This window comes from Staphylococcus pseudoxylosus (assembly GCF_044794325.1).
GTDB lineage: Bacteria > Bacillota > Bacilli > Staphylococcales > Staphylococcaceae > Staphylococcus > Staphylococcus pseudoxylosus.
The window spans coordinates 1,669,897-1,692,316 of the sequence record NZ_CP085024.1; the positions used below are offsets into that span (position 1 = coordinate 1,669,897).

Genomic DNA, 22,420 nt, shown 5'->3' on the forward strand with positions numbered 1-22,420 from the left:
CACTCTCAAAAAAAGAGGATGCGCTCATCGCGCACCCTCTCTTTTTTCATCTTTTTTCTCTAAAACGTCTTTTACTTTTTCAAGTATATCTTCTGTTTCGTCTTTTTTGTTTGTTGTCATAACTTTTCATCCTCACATGATAAAAGATACCCTCTCACAACAGCCCTAAACATTATCCAGTATAATTTTCTGTCCAATAAGGCTGACGATCCTTATTAAAGTCAACACCTACACCAAGTGTATTAAATTCTTTCTTAAGAATATTCTTTCTATGTCCTAATGAATTCATTAGGCCCTGGTGAGCATAAATACTACTTGTTTGACCATACGCCAAGTTTTCACCTGCTGCATTAAAATCGTGTCCGTCAGCTTCCATACGATCAAATGGCGTATCGCCTGATAAATTATTATGATCAAAATAATTATGTTCAGCCATATCTTTACTGTGTTTTCTAGCTGTATCAGAAATACTAGTAGAATATTTAAGTGGCTCTAACTCATGCTGCACTCGTTCTGAATTAACTAAATCAAAGTTTTGCAATTCAAAGCTTTGAGCTAACCCCTCAGATGGCGCGCCATATTGTTGTTGTAGTCGGTTTTCCATTTTTTCACTAACTTGTAATAGTGCTGTTAAGTTATTGCTCTCATGTTTATCATAAAAAGTCGTTGTATATATTTTGTCTTTATGAAAATTATCAAATTCATCATCTTGAACATCAAATTTCACATGACCTTTTTGCTTATCAGTAATAGGTTTACCTAAACGGTCCCTTACCTTATCTTTAGGTGTACCATATTTAATTTTTGATTTAGATGATATAACGTTTTGGTTACTATATAGCGCATTTACTTTATCATCTATATAACTAACCATCACAAATCCTCTATAACCATCCGAATAATACGTGTGCCAATTTGTACCATATTCATTTGATGTGACACGTTGGGAACTACCTAGCTTTTCTTCTACAGCGCTTCTAGTCATATTCATTTGAATATTGTTAACTGCAAATTCTTGTTTACTAGGTACTTTCAACGCATCTTCATTAGTTGTTTTTGATGAAGACCAATCGGCAACTTTATCCTTTAATTGCTGTTGTACTGTAATCATTGGTTCTGTTTCTTTGATTGGTATGACAAGAATAACTACTAATAAAATAAGTACATACAAGAATAATTTTCTAATTTTTTACACCTACTAATATATTAGTCTCTATCACCGTTAAAAATTGAGTTTCTTACAATTACATAATCTACTTTTCTTAGTGATTTAAGGTCAGTGCCACCCGCATATGAAATTGAACTTTGCAAGTCTTGTTGCATTTCAATCAATGTATTAGATAATGAACCTTTGTGTTCAACAAACATTTTCTTACCTTCTACATTTTTATGTTCACCTTTTTGGAATTCAGAGGCGCTACCGAAATATTCTTTATATAATTTACCATCTAATTCCACTGTTTCACCAGGTGACTCTTCATGTGCAGCAAATAATGACCCGACCATTACCATAGATGCACCAAAACGTATAGATTTAGCAATATCACCGTGCGTTCTAATACCACCATCAGCAATAATTGGTTTTCTTGCCGCTTTACTACAGTGATTTAATGCTGATAATTGCCAACCGCCTGTACCAAATCCTGTTTTAATCTTAGTTATACAAACTCTTCCTGGTCCAATACCAACTTTGGTAGCGTCTGCGCCAGCGTTTTCTAATTCGCGTACACCTTCTGGAGTACCAACATTACCTGCAATTACAAATACTTCAGGAATATGTTGTTTAATATGTTTAATCATATTGATTACAGAATCTGAATGACCATGTGCAATATCAATTGTAATATAATCTGGAATTACTTTTTCATTAGCTAATTGCTCTACAAAATCAAATTCACGTTCTTTAACACCTACAGAAATTGATGCAATCAAACCTTTTTCATGCATTCTCTTAGTAAATGGGATACGTGCCGCTTCATCAAATCTGTGCATTATATAGAAATAATCATTTTCAGCAAACCATTCAGCTAATTCTTCATTCATTACAGTTTGCATATTTGCTGGAACGACTGGTAATTTAAAACTTTTTGGGCCAAATTGAACTGTCGTGTCACATTCAGAACGACTATTTACAATACATTTATTCGGTATTAGTTGGATATCTTCATAATCAAAAATTTTCATTGTTAACAAACCCCTAACATTTTTAATAAAACATATATTTAATGGTAAGATTTTCATGATGTATTCAATAATTATATAGAGAATAATAGTTATATTTACCAAAATTCCCGAACAATAACTTATTATTTATCTTTACCAATAGATAATATACATTGTTTTAAACTAAATGTAAATGGACTTAGGTCGTAAATTACCAACTTGCTTTTTTAACGCCTGGGATTTGCCCTTTATGTGCATGTTCACGTAATGCAATACGTGACATTCCAAACTTACGATATACACCTCTTGGTCTTCCTGTAACTTTGCAACGACGTGTTAATCTTGTAGGTGATGAATCTCTCGGTAATTTTCTTAAAGCCTCATAATCACCTTTAGCTTTCAATTCTTTACGTAACTCATAATATGATTCAACTAATTGTTCTCTTTTTTGTTCTTTAGCTATTTTTGATTTTTTTGCCATTGTTCTAACTCTCCTTATAAATCGTAATCATTACGTTTTAAATAATAACATACTCACTTTATATTTCAACTTAAAAGTATTTGAAATTATTTTCTTTATATGCTAAAATTTTAAAACGTAATCATTCCTGTTAAGAAAGAGGTGTTAACTTTGCGCGTAAATATTACATTAGCATGTACAGAATGTGGCGATCGTAACTATATTTCTACAAAAAACAAACGTAATAATCCTGAGCGTATTGAATTAAAAAAATTCTGCCCTAGATTAAATAAATATACGTTACATCGTGAAACAAAATAATTTCTCTGCTAAAATTATCTTTTAAATACGACAATTTAAATACAACGGTATGTTGTAATGATATTTAGCTTATAACACTAGAGTTATCTTTATTAAATTAGGATGACTTGTCATTGCCAGCTACATTTTTATAATTGTGGTTGGCATTATTTATTTTCATAGAAAAAACACCTCCGTATGATTCATTTTAAATGAATTCAACGAAAGTGTTTTTATTTCATTCCCACTATTTAGGTCAGTTCATGGTTCACCTAAGGTTTGTTTTGTCTATGTTCTGAAGAGCCCATCACGAGCCTCTTTTCCACATGTAAGTAAATACTTCTAAACTAATCATCATTTTCAAAAGGATTGGGAACACTTATTTTAAAAGTATTCGTACCTCATTGTTTTTCTACATTATTAATCTTTAATTTCTAAGTCAACATCATTAATATCAATACCTAAAGCTTTCGCTACACCTTTACCGTATTCGCTATCAGCTTTATAACAGTGACGGATGTGACGATGTTGTACTTCTAATGTAGTTCCTTGCATCTCGTTTGCAGTATTTTCAAAAATGCGCTCTTGTTGTTCTTTAGATTGCAATCTAAATAAGCGGCCTGGTTGTTCAAAGTAGTTGTCGTCATCTTGTCTGAAGTCATATTCATAAGCTTCACCTTCAACTTTTAAGCCAGGTTTTTTGAATTCAGGTTGATCCTCAAATGAACCATCGCTATTTGGATAATAATGAGTGCCTCCACCTTGATTATTATCCAAAATTCTCATTTGACCATCTCTACTAAATGGACAGATATTTTCAACGCCAACACCTTTTGGTTGATTTACGGGTATTTGCCAATGATTTACACCTAATCTATAACGTTGAGCATCACCATATGAGAATAAGCGGCCTTGTAACATTTTATCTGGTGAAAAATCTAAACCAGGTACAATATTTGTAGGTGCAAAAGCAGCTTGTTCTACATCTTGGAAATAGTTATCTGGATTACGGTTAAGTTCCCATTCTCCTACTTCTATTAATGGATAATCACCTTTATACCATACTTTAGTTAAATCAAATGGATTATCTTTATGATTTCTCGCTTGTTCTTCCGTCATCACTTGGATGTACATCTTCCATTTCGGATAATCTTTATTTTCAATTGCTTCGAATAAATCACGTTGTGATGATTCTCTATCGTCGGCAATAATTTTCGCTGCTTCGTCAGGTTGTAAGTTTTCAATACCTTGTTGTGTTCTATGATGGAACTTCACCCAAACACGTTCACCTTTGTCATTGTACATTGAGTAAGTATGAGAACCAAAACCATGCATATTTCTATACCCTTTTGGAATACCACGGTCAGACATCAAGATTGTAACCTGATGTAATGCTTCTGGTAATGATGTCCAAAAATCCCAATTATTTTGAGCACTACGCATGTTTGTTCTTGGGTCACGTTTAACTGCATGATTTAAACTGGCAAATAATTTCGGATCTCTGAAGAAGAATACTGGTGTATTGTTACCAACTAAATCCCAATTCCCCTCATCTGTATAGAATTTCAAAGCAAATCCACGAATATCACGCTCTGCATCTGCTGCACCACGTTCACCTGCTACTGTTGAAAAACGCGCAAACATTTCAGTCTGTTTACCAACTTCAGAGAAAATGCTAGCTGAAGTATATTGCGTAATATCATTAGTAACTGTAAAAGTACCAAATGCGCCTGATCCTTTTGCATGCATACGTCGTTCTGGAATCACCTCTCTGTCAAAGTGAGCCATTTGTTCTAAAAAATACCAATCTTGCATTACTAATGGGCCTCTTGGTCCTGCAGTCATACTATTTTCTCTATCAGAAACTGGTGCACCAAATAGGCTAGTTAATTTTTTATTGTTGCTCATCACATTTCCCCCTCATTCTTTATCTAAATAATAATTATTATTACCTAGTACTTATTTTAATGTAAAGTAGTTTTAAAAGCAACATATCTAACATTAAATAATTAGACTATTTTCGCAATATTTAAACATTTTGTGACTTTTAGCCGATAAAAAGCATTGCTTGTGTCTATCAAAAGCATTAAAATGGAGTGTATATATATTTTAATTAACTATTAGGAGACTTATTATGGCACAAAATAATATGAATCGTGGTCTAAATTCTCGACATATTTCAATGATAGCAATTGGGGGTGCCATTGGAACCGGACTTTTTGTTGCTACAGGTAATGTAATTTCTCAAGCTGGTCCTGGTGGTGCTATATTAGCTTATTTAATTATTGGGGTGATGTTGTATTTCTTAATGTCCTCTATTGGGGAACTAGCTACATTTTACCCTGTTTCAGGATCTTTCAGTTCTTACTCTACTCGGTTTGTAGATAAGTCATTGGGATTCACGATGGGATGGCTCTATTGGGCAATATGGTTACTCGTTACGAGTGTAGATATCATTATTTCTGCAAGTGTACTTAATTATTGGGATACGTTTCAATTTTTCAGTCCAGTAACGTGGAGTATTATCTTTTTATGTTTACTTTTCTTATTAAATATATTTTCAGTTAAAGCATTTGGTGAAACTGAATTTTGGTTATCATTAATTAAAGTAATTACAATTATCGTCTTTATCGCCATCGGTGTTCTTACAATCGTTGGTATTTTAGGTGGTAAAACATATGGCCTTTCAAATTACACTGCGGGAGAAGCACCATTCGTTGGTGGTTTTTCAGGTTTCTTAGGCGTACTACTCGTTGCAGGATTTTCAGTTGGTGGTACAGAGGTAGTTGCAGTCACTGCAGGTGAATCATCTAATCCTGATCGTTCAATGCCAAAAGCAATAAAACAAGTATTTTGGAGAATATTATTATTCTATGTTTTATCTATCGCAGTTATTTCTGCAATCATACCTTATACTGATCCTTTGTTACTAAACGAAAGCGAATCTGTATCTCAAAGTCCATTTACAATTGTCTTTGATCGTGTGGGAATTGCTTTTGCAGCATCAGTGATTAATGCAGTTATCTTAACCTCGTTATTATCAGCAGCTAACTCTGGTATTTATACCACTAGTAGAATGCTGTACTCAATGGCTGAAGATAAACAGGCGCCAAGATTCTTAGCGAAATTAAACAAAACGACCAAACTTCCTTTGGTTGCACTATTCACAACTTTCATTATTGTATTAGCAGTAATTATATTAGCTCAATTCAAATCAGATATTGTATTTACATTACTTAATATCATCGGCTCTTTAGTTATTGTTATTTGGGCAGCTAGTATTCTAGCTCAAATCAGACTTCGCTTAGCAATTAAAAAGCAAAACAAAGACCCTAAAGATGTGCTACCGTATAAAGCACCGTTTTATCCTTTAGGACCGATTATTGTCATCATCGCTTTACTGTTCTTATTTGGAGGAAATTCTTTCGGTGCAGCATTATCAGGAGATATTGGCGCACTATTTAGAAACATAATACCTATGGTCATTTTAGTTCTAATATATTTAGTACATAAATTTATTAGAAAAACTAAAATTGTAAAACTTGAAGAAATTGACTTAAAACGTCACGACTTAAACTAGTTATATCATATTAAAGAAGCATAAACACGCTTTAGTATCATGATCACACTAGCAATTAAAAAAGGAAATAGCAAAGTTACGTAAACAGGAATACGAAAGCAATTTAAGCATTGCTTTCGTATTCCTGTTTTTTGTTATATGGTATTTTATTTAAAATACATAGATTTGTCAGTATAATACGTATACATTTTTATTAATTCTTTCCAAATACATAAGCCTCAGTTATTTTCACTTATATAGAAGTATAGTATAATCATTAATAACAATGACGTAACTTAGAGGTGGAGAATATGATTGGACAAACGAATTTATTTGACGATATTTTAGAAACTGAAGAACGCTTCGTTATAGTTGTGCAATCACTTGAAGATAAGCATCAACGCTTAATCAAACGTACATTAAGAGAGTATAGTAGTTTAGACCATTCACAAATGGAAAGTCTTTTTGAACATTTGAAAGACTTATTCTTGCAAGAAGACTTTGAGGAAAACCAGTCTGCATTTGCAATAACTGTTTATACTAACTTAGACTATGCGGCAGACCATGTATATGCACACGTCAAGCGACATCGTGGCAAAAATGAATGGACACACACTGCAAAGTGATATACACATACGTTGAAAACTTAGTGCATTAGGAATCTTACTATTGCAATTTTTATAAAGTCACAAATTACTCTAATTTAAGCATAATCAAGTAGGATGCCAAACTGAGATTTCATATTCATTAAATCAATGTCAGTTCTTATGTACAAAAGTAGTTCATTCATTCTAAAACTTGCTATAAACTACTTTTGAATGTTAACAAACAATCATTATCATTAAAAATAGAGCCCGAGACACATAACTGAATGTCTCGAGCTCTATTTTTAATTTAATAAAGTTTTTAAAGCATGTGGAATACCGTTATCACTGTTACTTAAAGTTATCTCATCAGCAACTTTTTTCACATCATCATTAGCATTTCCCATTGCTACAGCGTGTCCAACAACTTTTAACATAGAGATATCATTGGCACTGTCGCCAAAAGCAATCACTTCTGATAGATCAAGTTGTACTTTTTCACATAATTCAGTAACGGCATTTCCTTTTGATACGCCGTTAGCCATAAATTCTAAGAAATAAGGTTTACTTGTCGTAACATCAATTTCTTCATTAAAATGGCCGGCCAAATCTTTATTGAGACCTGCAATCGTAGGTACATAATCGACACCCATGACTTTAGGCACATCCTCTTGAATAAAGCCCTTTAAATCATCTACGCGTTTCATAGGCAATCCAGTTAATTCAGATTCAATATTCATATATTCATGTTCACCTTCGTAAACAATAAATCCATCTTGATAAGTTAATACGAATAATCCATTTTTCCGACAATAGTCGACTATAAAATCAAAATTTTCTTTAGAAACAGTACGGCTTACTTCCACCACTTCTGTATTAACATTCACGGTTTTCCCACCATTATAGCTAATCACATAACTTTGAAATTTATCTAATTGTAAAGTTTTAGCAGTTGGTAACATACCTTCTGTAGGACGTCCTGATGCCAATACAACTTTGTATCCTTTATTTTGTATGTCAATTAAATAACTTTCTGTTTCAGGACTCATCTGATTCTCATGGTTCATCAATGTATCATCCATATCCATTACTATCATTTTATATTCGCTCATGTTGCTTGTCTCCCTTCAACGTCTTCACTATATATTACAACAAATTATTGACGTTGGTACAACACTTTGAGTTCAACACCCGTCTCATTAATCGTCACCAACTCTGAACGACAATTTTCAAATGTTCTTTTTAATTCTCTAACCAATTCACCACTACGTTCAGGACCTATCATAGTTAGTACAGTTGGACCTGCACCACTAATCACTGTAGCGTATGCTAAATATTGTTTTGCTAGCCCTTTAATTGTCTGGAATTCAGGAATTAAATCTTGTCTGTATGGTTCATGAAAACCATCTTGCTCCATCATTTTTCCAGCTAATACGTAATTATGTTGAATAAGTGCACTAATCATTGTGTTACTAATTGCACTATTTTGAACAGCCTTTTTATGTGAAAAAGTATCAGGTAAAGCATTTCTTGAATCGATCGTTCTTAATTCATAAGATGGTACTGTGATAATGATATCTACTTTAGGTGTATCAATATAAGAAACATCAGTTACCTTGGTTTCTGGATTGTAATAACCTAAGACTAAACCACCATAAATCGTCGGTGCAACATTATCTGGATGTCCTTCAAATTCGGTAGCGAGTTGCAATAATTCATATTTCGACAACTCAATGTCACCAAAATAATTTGCTATGTATAAGGCACCTACTAAAGCAGATGCCGAAGAACCTAATCCTCTAGCCAACGGGATTTCACTTCTCATTTCTACTGCTAATGGAGGTAAAACGACGTTATACTTATGCGCAACTTTTTGTGCAATTTGGTAAATGTAATGACTACTATCTGTTGGTAAACCTTCTACATTAGGACCAATATGGTTAAACGACCAATGATCATCATCACTTATTTTCACATCTAAATATAAAAATTTATTTAAAGCCATACCAATCGAATCAAATCCGACACCTAAATTTGCAGTAGATGCCGGGATTTTCAAATGTAACCTTTCGCTCATGCTAAAGTGCCCCTTTGATATATTCTAAAATACTTTCTCTATCATTTGGCAATGGTTTAATCGGATTATCCAACAAGGAAATTGCAGTATCTGGATCTTTCAAACCATTACCGGTTAATACAGAAACTACTTTTTTACCTTGAGGTAATTTGCCTGCTCGATGTAACTTAATCAGTCCAGCAATTGATGCATTACTAGCTGGTTCACTGAATACGCCTTCGTTACGCGCCATCAATTGATAGGCCTCTAATATTTCTTCGTCAGTAACACTATCTATTTGGCCATTAGACTCATCAAGTGCGGCAGTTGCTTTATCCCAACTTGCAGGATTTCCAATTCTGATTGCTGTTGCAACTGTATCCGGATTTTTCACTACTTTATTTTGAACGATTGGTGAAGCACCTTCAGCTTGAAAACCAAACATTTGTGGTAATTGCGTATCATTTGCTTCATGGTAATCTTTAAAACCTTTCCAATATGCAGAAATATTTCCAGCATTACCGACTGGGATGGATAAAATATCAGGCGCAACACCATCTAATTGTTGGATGACCTCGAAAGCACCTGTTTTTTGTCCTTCGATACGATAAGGGTTTACTGAATTAACTAGAGCAATTTCTCCATTTTTAGCAATTTCCTGAACAATTTCTAAAGCTTCATCAAAATTACCTTCAATTGAAACAATTTCTGCTCCATACATCACAGCTTGTGACAATTTACCCAATGCGATTTTACCTTCTGGAATAACTACAATGGCTTTTAATCCAGCACGTGCAGCATATGCAGCTGCCGAAGCTGATGTATTTCCAGTAGAAGCACAAATTACAATTTTCTTGCCTTCTTCTTTCGCTTTAGCCATTGCCATGACCATTCCTCTATCTTTGAATGAACCTGTTGGATTGGCACCTTCATATTTTACGTGTAATTCAATTCCTAACATTTTAGACATGTTTTCACAGTAAATTAATGGTGTATGCCCTTCGTTTAATGATAAAGATGGTGTTTTTTCAGTTACTGGTAAATAATTTTTAAATTCTTCTACTAAACCTTTCCAATTCTTCATATTAATTAAACCCCTTCTACTGGATAAATTTTCTTAACGATATAACCTGACTCTGTAATTGACGCTTCTGGATTTTCATCGATTCCGATTACTGCAACACCTACTGTATGAGCGTCACGTTCAGTTACTGCTAATGATTTATGGAAAGGTAATGCACCCTTAAGTAAAGTTTCAACTTTATTGACATCTTCACCGTCTGTTTGCACTACAACGTAGTAACTTTCTTTTTCTTTAATTGATACCGTATCTCCATCGTCCATAATCGCTTTTGTTTTTTCAGTTTTTAATTCAAAATGTGGCGGTAAAGTGTGTAAGTTCGTATCAAAATTTAATGTTACATTTAATAGATCACTTACAACTGCACTTCCAGTAGCGAGACTACCAGCGCCTTTTCCGTAAAACATTGTTTCGCCCACTGCATCACCGATGACATAAATTGCATTAAACTCATCTTCAACAGCGGCTAATTGATGAGCTTTGTTTATAAGTGTAGGTGAGACAGAAGCTTGTACTTGGCCATGCTCATATGTACCTTTACCTATCAATTTAATCTTATAACCTAGTTCATCGGCAACTTTAATGTCTGAAGGCTCAACATCACTAATTCCATGTCTTACCACATCGTCTAAATTAATAACTTGGTTAAATGATAAATATGAAGTAATAACAACTTTTCTAGCAGCGTCGATACCTTCAACATCATCAGTTGGATCTGCTTCTGCAAAGCCTAATCTTTTCGCTTCATCCAAAGCATCCTCGAATGACGTTTGTTCTTTTGTCATTTTACTTAAAATAAAATTAGATGTTCCATTTAATATACCCATAAATTTACTAATGTTATTAGCATTTAATCCATTGTTAATTGCATTTACAATTGGGATACCGCCTGCAACACTAGCTTCATATTTTAAAGCTACATCATTTTCTTGTGCCAAATCTTCTAATACATTTAGATGCACTGCTAATAAATCTTTATTTGCAGTCACTACATGTTTCTTTTGACTTAATGCGCGCTTCAACCAATCCACTGTTGGCTCAATACCACCCATAACTTCTACTACAATATCAATTGAATCATCTTTTAATATTTCATCAATGTCTTCAGTTAAATTATAATTCGACACATTGATTGGACGTTGTCTTGATTTATCTCGAACCAATATGTGCCGAATATTAATGTTTTTATTCATTGTTTCTTTTATTTGTTCTCTGTTTTCTTCAATAATTTTTACTACACCAGAACCTACAGTTCCTAAACCTAGTAAGGCTACATTTAATTCCTTCATAATTTCATTCCTCCGATTGTTCTTCTAAAAAATACAGTTGTACAGTTGAAAAATACTTGAATATGGTATAGTATAAATTCATTCATTATTTTTGTAAAGGTGAAAATTTAGATTCTATATCTATCCTATCACTCTCGTGATAAAAACTAAACAAAATTTTCTGATTTTTTAGAAAGGTTGTATGTCCCATGAAAGTTGCCAAGTTTGGAGGAAGTTCTGTATCTACTGCAGATCAAATTAAAAAAGTATTAAATATCGTTAATTCCGATGAAGACCGGAAAATCATCATTGTTTCCGCACCAGGTAAGCGACATAAAGAAGATGTTAAAACAACAGATTTACTTATTCGTCTGTACGAGAAAGTCATTGATGATTTAGATTACATTTCTAAAAAAGAAGAAATTATTCAGCGTTACGCTGATATCATTTATGAATTAGATATGAGTGATAACTTATTAACTACTATTGATCAAACGTTAGAAAATTTTATTGCTACATTAAAAGATAAACCTTCACGTTTATTAGATGCTTTACTTTCATGTGGTGAAAATTTCAATGCACAATTAATTGCAGAATATAACAATAGCCAAGGCATACCAACGCGCTATATATCTCCTGGCGAAGCGGGTATTCAAGTAACTGATTTGCCCCAAAACGCACAAATTTTAGATCAATCATATGAAGCGTTATATAACTTAAGAGCATATGACGAAAAATTAATCGTCCCAGGTTTTTTTGGTGTTTCAAGACAAAACTATATCGTAACATTTCCTCGCGGTGGGTCAGACATCACTGGTGCTATTGTTGCAAGAGGTGTCAGAGCAGACTTATACGAAAACTTCACTGATGTTTCAGGCATTTTTAGAGCAAATCCAACCATTGTCAAAAATCCTGAAGTTATTGATGAAATTACCTATAGAGAAATGAGGGAATTGTCTTATGCTGGTTTCGGCGTCTTTCATGATGAAGCTTTACAGCCGCTACATAAAGATAGAATTCCTGTCGTTATAAAAAATACAAATAGACCAAATGATACAGGGACATTTATTCGTCATGATAGAGAAATTAATTCTAGCAATATCGTGAGTGGTATTAGTTGTGACAAAGGCTTTACTGTATTAAATATCAAAAAATATTTAATGAATAGACAAGTAGGATTCACTCGTAAAATCCTAGGTGTGTTAGAAGATTATAATATTTCTTTCGACCATATGCCTTCGGGTATTGATAGCATTAGTATCATTATGCGTTCAAAAGAAATTCATAACAGAGAAGAACTAGTACTTAATGATATTCGCGATAAATGTGACGTTGATGAGTTAAGCGTAGAACATGATTTAGCCATCCTAATGATTGTTGGTGAAGGTATGCACAGAATCATTGGTACAGCTAACACAATTACACATGCGTTAGCTGAATCTAAAATTAATTTAAAAATGATGAACCAAGGCGCTTCTGAGATTTCAATTATGTTCGGTATTGATGTAGCAGATGCCGATAAAGCTGTGAAATCAACTTATGAATATTGTTACAACGGAAAATACTTAAAAATATAGCATCACACATTATTTAACAAGCAAAAAATCCTTCAAATTCATTTTGTCTCCCTATTAGGACTGACGAATGATTTGAAGGATTTTATATTGCTTTTTTCTCTGAAATAAGTGCTTGGTTAATACGGTCATCTCCAACAACTAATCTCAAGATTACAAATTGATAATAACTTAATGAATCTATTACATTCCTATAATTTGGAAGTTGATGATAATCTATTGGATCTAATAGTTCATACATTAATACGATTTCTGGTTTAATATAATCAACATCCCATTTAATAGAATGGAAGTAAATATTTTTCTCTGGCAACCTTATATTATGGTTCCATCTAAACATCCACTCTTCATCTTTCACATCGTATACAATCACTGTCATAATCAATGTATCACCATCATATATATTAGCATGTGTTATTTTTGAAAAGTCGACTGCTGTATAATCAGAAGTACTTTGTGAATTATCATGCAATAACGTTCGATATTCATTGGGAATATATTTTAAAACTTCTCCTAGAAACTTTCTCTCTACACTAATATCAACTTTATTATCAAGATTAAATGCATCATGTAAAAACAGTTGTTTTGCCACTTCACCATTATATTTAATTAAATTTGGTACATTCGTGTTTAAAATTCCAACAATTTTCTTTATCGATTTATTTTTTTCATTTTCCAAATGTGCACCTCCCGACAAAAAGTAAGCGTTTCCAATAATAATTATTATATAGTTTGTCCTAAGATATTTCAATGTATTAAATACAAAATCGTGAAATAAAACACAAATTATTTTAAAAACTGCCTACCAATGTATAATCATGTTTAGAATGATTATCTAAAATATCTGGCCTGTTTAACAAAAAAATATCATTAGCATTTGTATTAAGTGTTCTTTGAATGTCGGCAATAGCAGGTATTGTCTGGTATAAATTATTATCAAATATATATGGTACAGTGATAAAGTAATATCGAATACGGTATTTTGAAAAAGTTTGTACTACATCAGAACCCACAATGATATGAAAAGCACTATCAACCACGCCATTAGGTACAATAATATTGAAAGTTGTATACCTAGATACGTATTTAATAATATCTGTAGAGTAACTAATCACAGATATTTTAATATCATAATTAGAAAGTTCGTCTAAAATTTTATATGCAAAAGGATGATTATCAAAAGCTATAATATCCTCATGTTTAATTGTTCGAGTAATATGCTCGAGATATTCTTTTATCGTACTCAAATCGCTTTTCACCATCTTCCTAATTTTATATTGCATATAATTTATTATAGCTATTAATCTCCATAAGTTAAACCGTTATCTATTTAAAAAAATACCACTTAAGTGCTCAAAAGATACGAAAGGAATTAATTTACAAATATATATTATGTACAGGTTAGTTATAATATATTACTATGAATATAATTATAGTAACTATAATGAATTAATTAATAGCATTTGTACAAAATTAAATAAAAGCGTAAAATGAGCTATGTTAAAAAATTTAATAAGATTAGGATGATATTCATGTTTTTACCACTTATATTACTAGTAATAATAATACTACTTATTATTATAGTATTTATAGATCATCGTGTTATGCAAAATAAACTTGAAACTGAAACTTATGCTAAGGATCAATTAGTAACTAAAATAAGTACAGTTACTCGTGAAAATACAAATTTGAAAAACAAAATGTTAGATATAGGTTCAAATAATGACACGCATCACCATGGTCTCAGAAAAGCTAAACAAGATTTAACAGTCATTTTAAATGAACAAAAAGAACAAGGTGTAATAGCGTATTTCGATATTATTGCTACTGGTAATTTAGCTGTTAAGCATCCTCTATTTGAATACGCAAGAGCTTTTGACTATATTGTTTTTACTGAAAAAGGAATCTTCAATATTAATGTCAAAAATTGGAAACAAAAAACTTTTTACCACTTTACGTCTGATTCAGCAGAACAATCTGAAATTGATAAAGTGAATTCAGTACATCAAATTGTAGGAAGATATATTGCCAACCAATTTCATGGCCAATTTCAATCATCACGTTCTACAACTTATACATTTATAGAACGAATTAAAAATAATTCTGTCATTTATGACTTCTACAATTATGATCCTTATGAACAAGCTTCTAAAAATACTCAAGCATTAGCAGCAAAAATTCACGAACGTTTAAATCAACAAATTCCAAATGTTGGTCTCGTCTACTTCACAGATGGTAGTGTTAATTTAATTGATGGTCCAGCAATTAGAAATAATTACGTGGAAACTGTTTCTTCAAAATCTTCTTTACAAGAAATGATCAAAGAGACTTTAAATTCAAAAAATGATGTTTTAACTAAAGAACAATATGATAAATTAGTTGCACGTTTTAGCTAATTTAACAAAACAAACCTTAGCTGATAACCTAAGGTTTGTTTATTTATATTTGTATAGGTGTATTTCAAAATAGTACTGAACGTTTAAACCAAAATCAGCTCTTTTTCAATTGCTTTTTTCAATATCATAAACACCGCTACTAGTTAAATTATATATTATAATCTCTTTAGTATAATATTGGTAGTGATTTGAGGATACTCCTATGGAAAGAATACTAGCCGAAAACAACGAGCTAAGGCAGTACTCACGGAAAGCGTGCACAAAAAAACTGCCAACAAAGTCTGAGACTTTGCCGACAGTCAGGTCTGTTGTATACTTTATCTTTCTACTAAGCAATACCAAGGCGTGCCACCTACTAAGAATAAGTTTACTTACTCCAAAGGTTTACTTGGTCATTTTTAGCTTGTGTTTCAGCTTGTTTAAATACTTCTCTATACTTTCCATTTGGAGAAAAATATTTTTCTCTAGCTAATCCTTTTTTCACCAATTCCTCATTGAACATCGTTTTATCATCTAGCCACACATATGCTAATGTTCTTCCATAACGATCTTCTTTTTCTTTATCATATTCTAAATACACATCTTTATTCGTTAAATGTTTATTAGAATAATCCGAGGCTTCTTTACCATAAGGTTGTACAGGCGTATTAGGTTTAACAGTCTCTGGTGTATCCATACCTATTAACCTTACCTTTAATTGTTCATTATCACTATTTTTAGCAACTAAAGTATCTCCATCTACAACACGATCAACATGAACCTTTTCTGAATTGTCAGGACCTGAAGATGTATCACTACTACCATTTTCTTGAAATGGTCCCGTATGATTAATAAATTGAAATGCTAATACACCCAATACAATTACTATTGCAATCAAAGATGTCGTTTTCTTTTTTGATTTCACTGTTGCACCCACTTCTTTTTAATTGTCCAAATTAGCATATAGAAAAAAGTGCCGTGCGTCAACATAACAAATATACTTTCTAAACAATAAAAAAATTATTGAGCTATTAATCGAGCCATTAAAATCTTCTTGTAAAGGGACTATTTATACTAAAAATTCCCATTTTCAATATAATCATTAGATTATATAAAAATTAGAAGTTCAATCAAATCTATTTTGTTTTATTTATCTATTTAAATAACTCATGCTATAATACTTGATGAATAGGAGTGAACAAGTTGAGTATATTTAAAGAGAACATGATAACGATTATCGCAGTTATTATTGCGATCATTATTGGTATGGTATTACAGTTTCAATTCCAATTACCCCCAATGGTATCAGCAGTTGTAGCTATTTTATTAGGCCTCTTAGTTGGTTTTATCGTATTTGTAATCCAAGCAATTGTCACTAAAAATAAGAATAAATAAATTTAACTGCCGCATATTCAATGCCGGCAGTTTTTGTCTGCTCTAACATTAAATAATTTTATATCCAACCTTTCCAAATTTATGTAAATAGAAGTTTAGAAAGCGTTTTCTCCTATTGATTTTATTTTTTTAATCTTTACATAATCACGTTTATATCTTGAAATCATAATCTAATACTCTTTCACATGAACTTAAAAATAATATTAGTGTGTGATGTCACAATTTTATAGTGACAAATGTCATGAGTTAAATTAACCTCAACTAAGTTTACATAATAAAGATATTGTTACTAAAAATAGCTAACCTCATATATTATGAGATTAGCTATGCTTTCTTTATGATTTAGTTGTCTATTAGATTACTTATCGATACTACAAATTAGGAAATTTAAATAATTAGACTAATAATTATTTATGGCTACCCAAATCTCACTGTAAGCAACGTCTTGTTCATTATCTTTAAAATTAGTAAATGAAAACATTGGCAAATCAGATAATTCATATTCTGAATCAGGTAACCATTCAGAGTAAATTTTAGCGTAAGTATCCTGTAAAACGCTTGGATACTCGCCTTCATTTTCAAAAACAACCCACTTACTTGCTTTAAAGTTTAAGATTTCTAATTGCTCACTAAAGTTACTTTCAGTAGTTAAAACACCAATCATATGTGTCAATTCGCCTTGCTCTTTTGTAAATGATTCATCAGCATCATATGACACGTTTACGATTTCTTTAGGTTCTATATTTTGTAATTGATGCATTTCTTCTTTTTGTGAATTTGTAATGCTTTTTGCCAATTCTACAATTTCCTGATTAACTCCTTTAAATTGCATAGGTACTCGTTTTTGAACACCGACAATATTAAATTCAGGTTGCTCTACGATTCTTGTTTTCATGTTTATTCCTCCTTTGGTATTAATAGAAAATGAAAGTTTAGGAAATGATATTAAAATTTGATGTTCATAAACTTGCGATGGCAAGTAACCACTCCAAGCTTTAAACGCTCTTGTAAATCCATCAACGGAATAGCCATATTTTGTAGCTACTGTTGTAACTGAATACTTATTTAGTAAATCTTTATTGGCAAAATATAATTTTCTCTTTTTGATATATTCTGACAAACTCATCTCAGATAAGAATATAAATAAATTTCTGTAATGCTGTTCAGGCATACCGATATAATTTGCTATATCAGACAATTTCAACTCATTTGTTAAGTTATTATCTATATAATCTATAGATTGATTTAATTGGTTTATAATCATTTCCATCACCTTTCACCTATATAGTAATCAATTTTTATAAATTCAACTCGACTATTCAAATATAAAATATATCGATTGCATTTGATTGCTTTAAATTCAAAATTATATCTAATATTAAAGAAGTAATACCTAAATTATACTACTTACGACACACTTAGATTTTTATATTATTTATGGTCATAAATACCTAGTTGCTAATCTTGATAAAATAAAAAGTGTTTATTAAATGATACTTAAGTCCCTTATTTTTTAAAAGCATTTTAATATAATATGATTTATGGATACAACGTATTTTAGCGAGACTTTTAAGGGAACAGGACTGGCTGAAGCTAACCCCTATGAAAGAGAGTCAGCAATACGAAGTATTGAATACAAAAAGAAGCACTCAGATGAATTGAATTAAATCACCTGAGTGCTATTTTGCTGGGATTTATGTCCCAGTCCCCTAAATATTAACGCTCTTTTATAAAAGTTAGAATTGCATGAAATTCTTGTTCATTCGCTGAAAAAGTACGTTCTTCAATTTCTCGCACTGTAGAGTTCAATAATTTATAACCAGCAACATCATCATCTTGTAAATAAGCATTAATGCTTGACTCTAATTCTTTTAACGATGTTGCCTTTAATGTAGATAATTTAACTTCTTGCATATTGCCATCCCCTTTAGAAATTTAAATTTATATTGCCTATATCATACTATTTAGGCAAATGACATTCAAACAATAAAACATAAATGTACACTATTCAATAAAATTATTCACTCTTAATTCAACTCTATATTGACGCGCCTTGTAGCTTATTTTAAAATTAAAGTTCACTAAGTATGATTGAGGTGATTATTTTCTTTAAAACAAAAGAAGTGCGTGCGTTTATTATCTATTTTGCAGTATGTCTTACTTTATTTATATTATATTTGATTCCATTTTCGCACGCAATATTTGGTTAATAGCTTATATGTAAACTAAAGCTATTTGATTGGAATACCCCAGTAATTTAAACTGTGTTATTCCAATCTTTTTTGTTATTCATCTCAATCAATTTCATTTTTCAAAAAATTGATTATTATTTAAACCTTTTGAAATTGTTAGCTACCGTTAATTCTTTTATTTATAAAACTACATACGCTTTCATCCATCCAATAGTTTTATAATCACTGTTGATCCTTTATTGCATCAGCTAACTGTGAATTTAAAGGCGCTTCAGTTTGCTTAAGTTGTTTCATAATATTCTCCTTTTTCTTTTGACTACGATTTTGACTCAATTTATATGCAGCTTCTAATTTATCTACTTTTACTTTAAATCCAATTATTCCATTTATTTGTTGCTTTGTTTTTTCTGATAATTTTTCCTACGTGGCACCGTTATACCGTATTCACAACAGTCTACATTAGTCAAACAAAAAAACACTCCCTAAATGTGTACACTTTAATATGACTAAAGTGGTTATTTTAGGGAGTGTCTTAGATTAAAATGGCTTTAGATAATCTACTTTCGAACTAGGGAGTTCTATATATAGTTTAGCATTATTAAGTTAATTACGTATATAAGGGAAAGCCCTAAATAAAATTAACTTCTCAATTTTATTTACGCACTATGTTTAAAAAACAAATCTCCATTAGTGTGTGTGACATTAATGGAGATTTGTTTTTTAATTAACACTTACATTGATTTCAATATCTATTGTTTCTTTTAATGCCTTTGAATATGGACAATAATTATGTGCTTTTTCTACATACGATTCTGCATCTTCTTGACTAAGATCTTTAACTGTTACATCTAATTCAGCAGCCAATTTAACGCCACCATCTGTTTTATCCGGTAATAAATAAGCTGTTGCACGCACTTCAGGTTCAATTGACCCTTTACCATCACTTTTTAAAATGTGCATAAGTGCATTGTTGAAACATGAGCTATAGCCAGCTGCAAATAATTGTTCTGGATTTGATTCAGTAACACCGTTTCCTCCCATTTCCTTCGGGACAGCTAAATCTTGATAAAAAGTATTGTCTTCACTAAATACTTTACCATCTCGACCACCATTGCTAATAACAGTAACTTCATATAATGGTTTTACCATTCCAATCACTCCTTTTAATCAAATAAATTATTCTTCTATTAATGAATTAACCTCAATTCATTAATAATATAACATTAATTTTAAAATATTAAAAATTAAAAGATTAGCTAAATAAAGCTTAATCAAATAAATAGCAATTTTTTTCAAATACATTAAGTGAAGTGGATATCTTTACAATTGTAAAGAAGTATAAGTTCTTGTAGTAATTACTACTAATTAGTCAAAAGTGAAAAATAACTTTTAACAAATTTTATTTTCATACATTGCACCCATTCTGCGCCCAAACACTCAACATAATAAAAATGAGTGCAAAAAAACAACCCGAAATCATCCTATTAGAATGACTCGAGTTGCTTATATACCTAGTGTTTAACCCCTTTGTTTAGCACCTAGTATTGTTTGATATATTGTTCTCTTTCCCATTCAGAAACTTGAGTTCTGTAGTAATCCCATTCAATCGATTTAGAATTAATGAATTGGTGATAAATATGATTACCAAGTGCTTGTTTAATTGGCTCATTGTTCTTCATAGCTTTAATTGCTGTATATAAAGTTGAAGGTAAATCTTCAATGCCAACTGCTTCGCGTTCTTCACGATTCATCTCATAAATGTTTTGGTTAACTGGTTCTGGTACTTCTAATTTATTTTTAATACCATCTAAACCAGCTTGTAAGATTGCTGCTAATGCTAAGTATGGATTTGCTGCTGGATCGACTGAACGTACTTCAACACGTGTTGATAATCCACGAGATGATGGTACGCGGATTAATGGAGAACGGTTTTTACCACTCCATGCAATATAACAAGGCGCTTCATACCCTGGAACTAAACGTTTATATGAGTTTACTAACGGATTACATACACCTGTAAATCCACGTGCATTTTTCAAAATACCTGCAACAAAGTGGAACGCATCTTTAGTCATTTGCATATCACCATCTGGATCAAAGAATGCATTCTCTTTGCCTTTAAACAATGACATGTTAAAGTGCATACCGCTACCGTTCACGCCGAATAATGGTTTTGGCATAAATGTTGCGTGTAGGTTATGTTGACGAGCAATTGTTTTTACAACAAGTTTAAATGTTTGGATATTATCACATGCTGTAATCGCATCTGCATATTTAAAATCAATTTCATGTTGTCCTGGTGCAACCTCATGGTGACTCGCTTCAATGTCAAAGCCCATATCTTCTAACTCTAATACGATGTCACGACGACAATTTTCACCTAAATCTGTTGGTGCTAAATCGAAATAACCACCATCATCATTTAGTTCTAATGTTGGTTCACCTTTTTCATCTAATTTGAATAAGAAGAATTCAGGTTCAGGTCCTAAGTTTAATTCTGAGAATCCTAACTCTTTCATATCATTTAACACACGTTTTAAGTTTGCACGAGGGTCACCTTCAAATGGTGTACCGTCTGTTTTGTATACATCACAAATTAAACGAGCAACTTTACCTTGCCCAGCAGTCCATGGGAAAATAACCCATGTATCTAAATCAGGGTATAGGTACATATCAGATTCTTCGATACGTACGAATCCTTCGATTGAAGAACCATCAAACATCATTTCGTTATCTAAAACTTTTTCTAATTGGCTAACTGGTACTTCAACGTTTTTAATAACTCCTAAAATATCAGTAAATTGCAATCTTAGATATCTTACATTTTCTTCCTTAGCAAACTTATGAATATCTTCTTTGGTAAATGAACGTTTTGGCATTGTAAATGTCCCCCATTATTTTATTTGATAAAGCGTGATAAATCTCCACGGTTTATCGGAATTGCTTCTCGCTGCGGTTTCTGAGTGGCTTCAACTATCATTTGTTTTCTTGTTTCTTGTTCATCATCAGTCAGGTGATCTTGATCATTTTTTATAATTTGTTTAATTCCTTTTATATTAAAACCTTTTTCAATTAAGCTTTTAATTTCTAAAAGTCGTTCCAAATCATTTAATGAAAATAGTCTTTTGTTCCCGTCTGATCTATGTGGTTTAAGCAGTTCATGTGTTTCATAATAACGAATTTGTCTTGCAGTCAATTCGCTTAATTTTGTTACAACACTCATAGGGAAAACGGGCATACTTCGTCTTAATGTATCATTTGACTTCAATCCGATCACCTCTATTTTTGAACTTGTAATAAATTTAGCATAATAATTAAATTAATTCAAAGATATGTCAAGTTTCCTTACATATCTTTGATTCCCTTGCTATAACTACTCTCAAGACGCTTTCTTTCCATTAATTAGATAAGTT

The 22,420-nt window shown here is 31.8% G+C and carries 22 protein-coding genes; 6 read left to right on the top strand and 16 right to left on the bottom strand.

Annotated features, from left to right (window positions below):
- Positions 1-172 precede the first annotated feature (172 nt).
- From LG295_RS08010 to rpsN, 3 genes are all read right to left on the bottom strand, one after another.
- Positions 173-1,171, bottom strand: a complete 999-nt coding sequence (locus tag LG295_RS08010; protein ID WP_107531358.1) for a CAP-associated domain-containing protein — start codon at positions 1,169-1,171, stop codon at positions 173-175.
- A gap of 35 nt (positions 1,172-1,206) precedes the next feature.
- Positions 1,207-2,184 (bottom strand): GMP reductase, encoded by a 978-nt coding sequence (gene guaC, locus LG295_RS08015; RefSeq protein ID WP_107531359.1) that lies wholly within the window; start codon positions 2,182-2,184, stop codon positions 1,207-1,209.
- Between the two features lie 190 nt (positions 2,185-2,374).
- On the bottom strand, positions 2,375-2,644 hold the full coding sequence (gene rpsN, locus LG295_RS08020; protein ID WP_107531360.1) for a 30S ribosomal protein S14: 270 nt from the start codon (positions 2,642-2,644) through the stop codon (positions 2,375-2,377).
- A gap of 150 nt (positions 2,645-2,794) precedes the next feature.
- Between rpsN and rpmG the strand changes: the two genes are divergently transcribed.
- On the top strand, positions 2,795-2,944 hold the full coding sequence (gene rpmG, locus LG295_RS08025) for a 50S ribosomal protein L33 (RefSeq protein WP_017724369.1): 150 nt from the start codon (positions 2,795-2,797) through the stop codon (positions 2,942-2,944).
- Between the two features lie 399 nt (positions 2,945-3,343).
- On the opposite strand, the gene LG295_RS08030 is transcribed toward rpmG, so the two are convergent.
- Positions 3,344-4,831 (bottom strand): catalase, encoded by a 1,488-nt coding sequence (locus tag LG295_RS08030; protein WP_107555683.1) that lies wholly within the window; start codon positions 4,829-4,831, stop codon positions 3,344-3,346.
- A gap of 226 nt (positions 4,832-5,057) precedes the next feature.
- Here LG295_RS08030 and LG295_RS08035 point away from each other — a divergent pair, with 226 nt between their 5' ends.
- Complete coding sequence (locus tag LG295_RS08035; RefSeq protein WP_107531362.1) at positions 5,058-6,503, top strand: amino acid permease; 1,446 nt, start codon at positions 5,058-5,060, stop codon at positions 6,501-6,503.
- 290 nt (positions 6,504-6,793) lie between these two features.
- Entirely contained in the window at positions 6,794-7,108 is a 315-nt protein-coding gene (locus tag LG295_RS08040; protein WP_017724366.1) for a hypothetical protein, read from the top strand.
- Positions 7,109-7,371: 263 nt separating this feature from the next.
- On the opposite strand, the gene LG295_RS08045 is transcribed toward LG295_RS08040, so the two are convergent.
- The 4 genes from LG295_RS08045 to LG295_RS08060 are packed head-to-tail and all read right to left on the bottom strand — an operon-like array spanning position 7,372 to position 11,492.
- On the bottom strand, positions 7,372-8,178 hold the full coding sequence (locus tag LG295_RS08045; protein WP_107531363.1) for a Cof-type HAD-IIB family hydrolase: 807 nt from the start codon (positions 8,176-8,178) through the stop codon (positions 7,372-7,374).
- A 44-nt stretch (positions 8,179-8,222) separates the two neighbouring features.
- On the bottom strand, positions 8,223-9,143 hold the full coding sequence (gene thrB / locus LG295_RS08050) for a homoserine kinase (RefSeq protein ID WP_107531364.1): 921 nt from the start codon (positions 9,141-9,143) through the stop codon (positions 8,223-8,225).
- Between the two features lies 1 nt (position 9,144).
- A complete protein-coding gene (gene thrC / locus LG295_RS08055) occupies positions 9,145-10,206 on the bottom strand; it encodes a threonine synthase (protein WP_107531365.1) in 1,062 nt (353 codons plus the stop codon).
- Positions 10,207-10,211: 5 nt separating this feature from the next.
- Positions 10,212-11,492, bottom strand: coding sequence for a homoserine dehydrogenase (locus LG295_RS08060; RefSeq protein WP_318832912.1), 1,281 nt, complete (start codon positions 11,490-11,492; stop codon positions 10,212-10,214).
- Positions 11,493-11,680: 188 nt separating this feature from the next.
- Between LG295_RS08060 and LG295_RS08065 the strand changes: the two genes are divergently transcribed.
- Complete coding sequence (locus LG295_RS08065) at positions 11,681-13,048, top strand: aspartate kinase (protein ID WP_318832913.1); 1,368 nt, start codon at positions 11,681-11,683, stop codon at positions 13,046-13,048.
- Between the two features lie 82 nt (positions 13,049-13,130).
- Here the strand turns inward: LG295_RS08065 and LG295_RS08070 are convergent, their stop codons facing one another.
- Together LG295_RS08070 and LG295_RS08075 are read right to left on the bottom strand one after the other, a co-directional pair.
- Positions 13,131-13,724, bottom strand: a complete 594-nt coding sequence (locus LG295_RS08070) for a hypothetical protein (RefSeq protein WP_107531368.1) — start codon at positions 13,722-13,724, stop codon at positions 13,131-13,133.
- A gap of 112 nt (positions 13,725-13,836) precedes the next feature.
- Positions 13,837-14,307: a hypothetical protein gene (locus tag LG295_RS08075; protein WP_199193402.1), complete on the bottom strand. Its 471-nt coding sequence runs from the start codon at positions 14,305-14,307 to the stop codon at positions 13,837-13,839.
- 270 nt (positions 14,308-14,577) lie between these two features.
- On the opposite strand from LG295_RS08075, the gene LG295_RS08080 reads away from it, so the two are divergent.
- Positions 14,578-15,441 (top strand): NERD domain-containing protein, encoded by an 864-nt coding sequence (locus LG295_RS08080; RefSeq protein WP_318832914.1) that lies wholly within the window; start codon positions 14,578-14,580, stop codon positions 15,439-15,441.
- 367 nt (positions 15,442-15,808) lie between these two features.
- On the opposite strand, the gene LG295_RS08085 is transcribed toward LG295_RS08080, so the two are convergent.
- A complete protein-coding gene (locus tag LG295_RS08085) occupies positions 15,809-16,345 on the bottom strand; it encodes a thermonuclease NucI (protein WP_325999036.1) in 537 nt (178 codons plus the stop codon).
- Positions 16,346-16,623: 278 nt separating this feature from the next.
- Between LG295_RS08085 and LG295_RS08090 the strand changes: the two genes are divergently transcribed.
- Positions 16,624-16,815 (top strand): hypothetical protein, encoded by a 192-nt coding sequence (locus LG295_RS08090; protein ID WP_107531964.1) that lies wholly within the window; start codon positions 16,624-16,626, stop codon positions 16,813-16,815.
- A gap of 400 nt (positions 16,816-17,215) precedes the next feature.
- Here LG295_RS08090 and LG295_RS08095 read toward each other — a convergent pair whose 3' ends face one another.
- The 5 genes from LG295_RS08095 to LG295_RS08115 all read right to left on the bottom strand — a co-directional run bounded on the left by LG295_RS08095 (position 17,216) and on the right by LG295_RS08115 (position 22,275).
- On the bottom strand, positions 17,216-18,085 hold the full coding sequence (locus LG295_RS08095; protein ID WP_318832916.1) for an AraC family transcriptional regulator: 870 nt from the start codon (positions 18,083-18,085) through the stop codon (positions 17,216-17,218).
- 446 nt (positions 18,086-18,531) lie between these two features.
- Entirely contained in the window at positions 18,532-18,729 is a 198-nt protein-coding gene (locus LG295_RS08100) for a hypothetical protein (protein WP_107530901.1), read from the bottom strand.
- A 998-nt stretch (positions 18,730-19,727) separates the two neighbouring features.
- A complete protein-coding gene (locus LG295_RS08105; RefSeq protein ID WP_107530902.1) occupies positions 19,728-20,156 on the bottom strand; it encodes an organic hydroperoxide resistance protein in 429 nt (142 codons plus the stop codon).
- 389 nt (positions 20,157-20,545) lie between these two features.
- Positions 20,546-21,886 carry a type I glutamate--ammonia ligase gene (gene glnA / locus LG295_RS08110; RefSeq protein ID WP_107530903.1) on the bottom strand — a complete coding sequence of 447 codons (1,341 nt, stop codon included), beginning with the start codon at positions 21,884-21,886 and terminating at the stop codon, positions 20,546-20,548.
- A gap of 20 nt (positions 21,887-21,906) precedes the next feature.
- A complete protein-coding gene (locus LG295_RS08115; protein ID WP_017724349.1) occupies positions 21,907-22,275 on the bottom strand; it encodes a MerR family transcriptional regulator in 369 nt (122 codons plus the stop codon).
- Positions 22,276-22,420 lie beyond the last annotated feature (145 nt).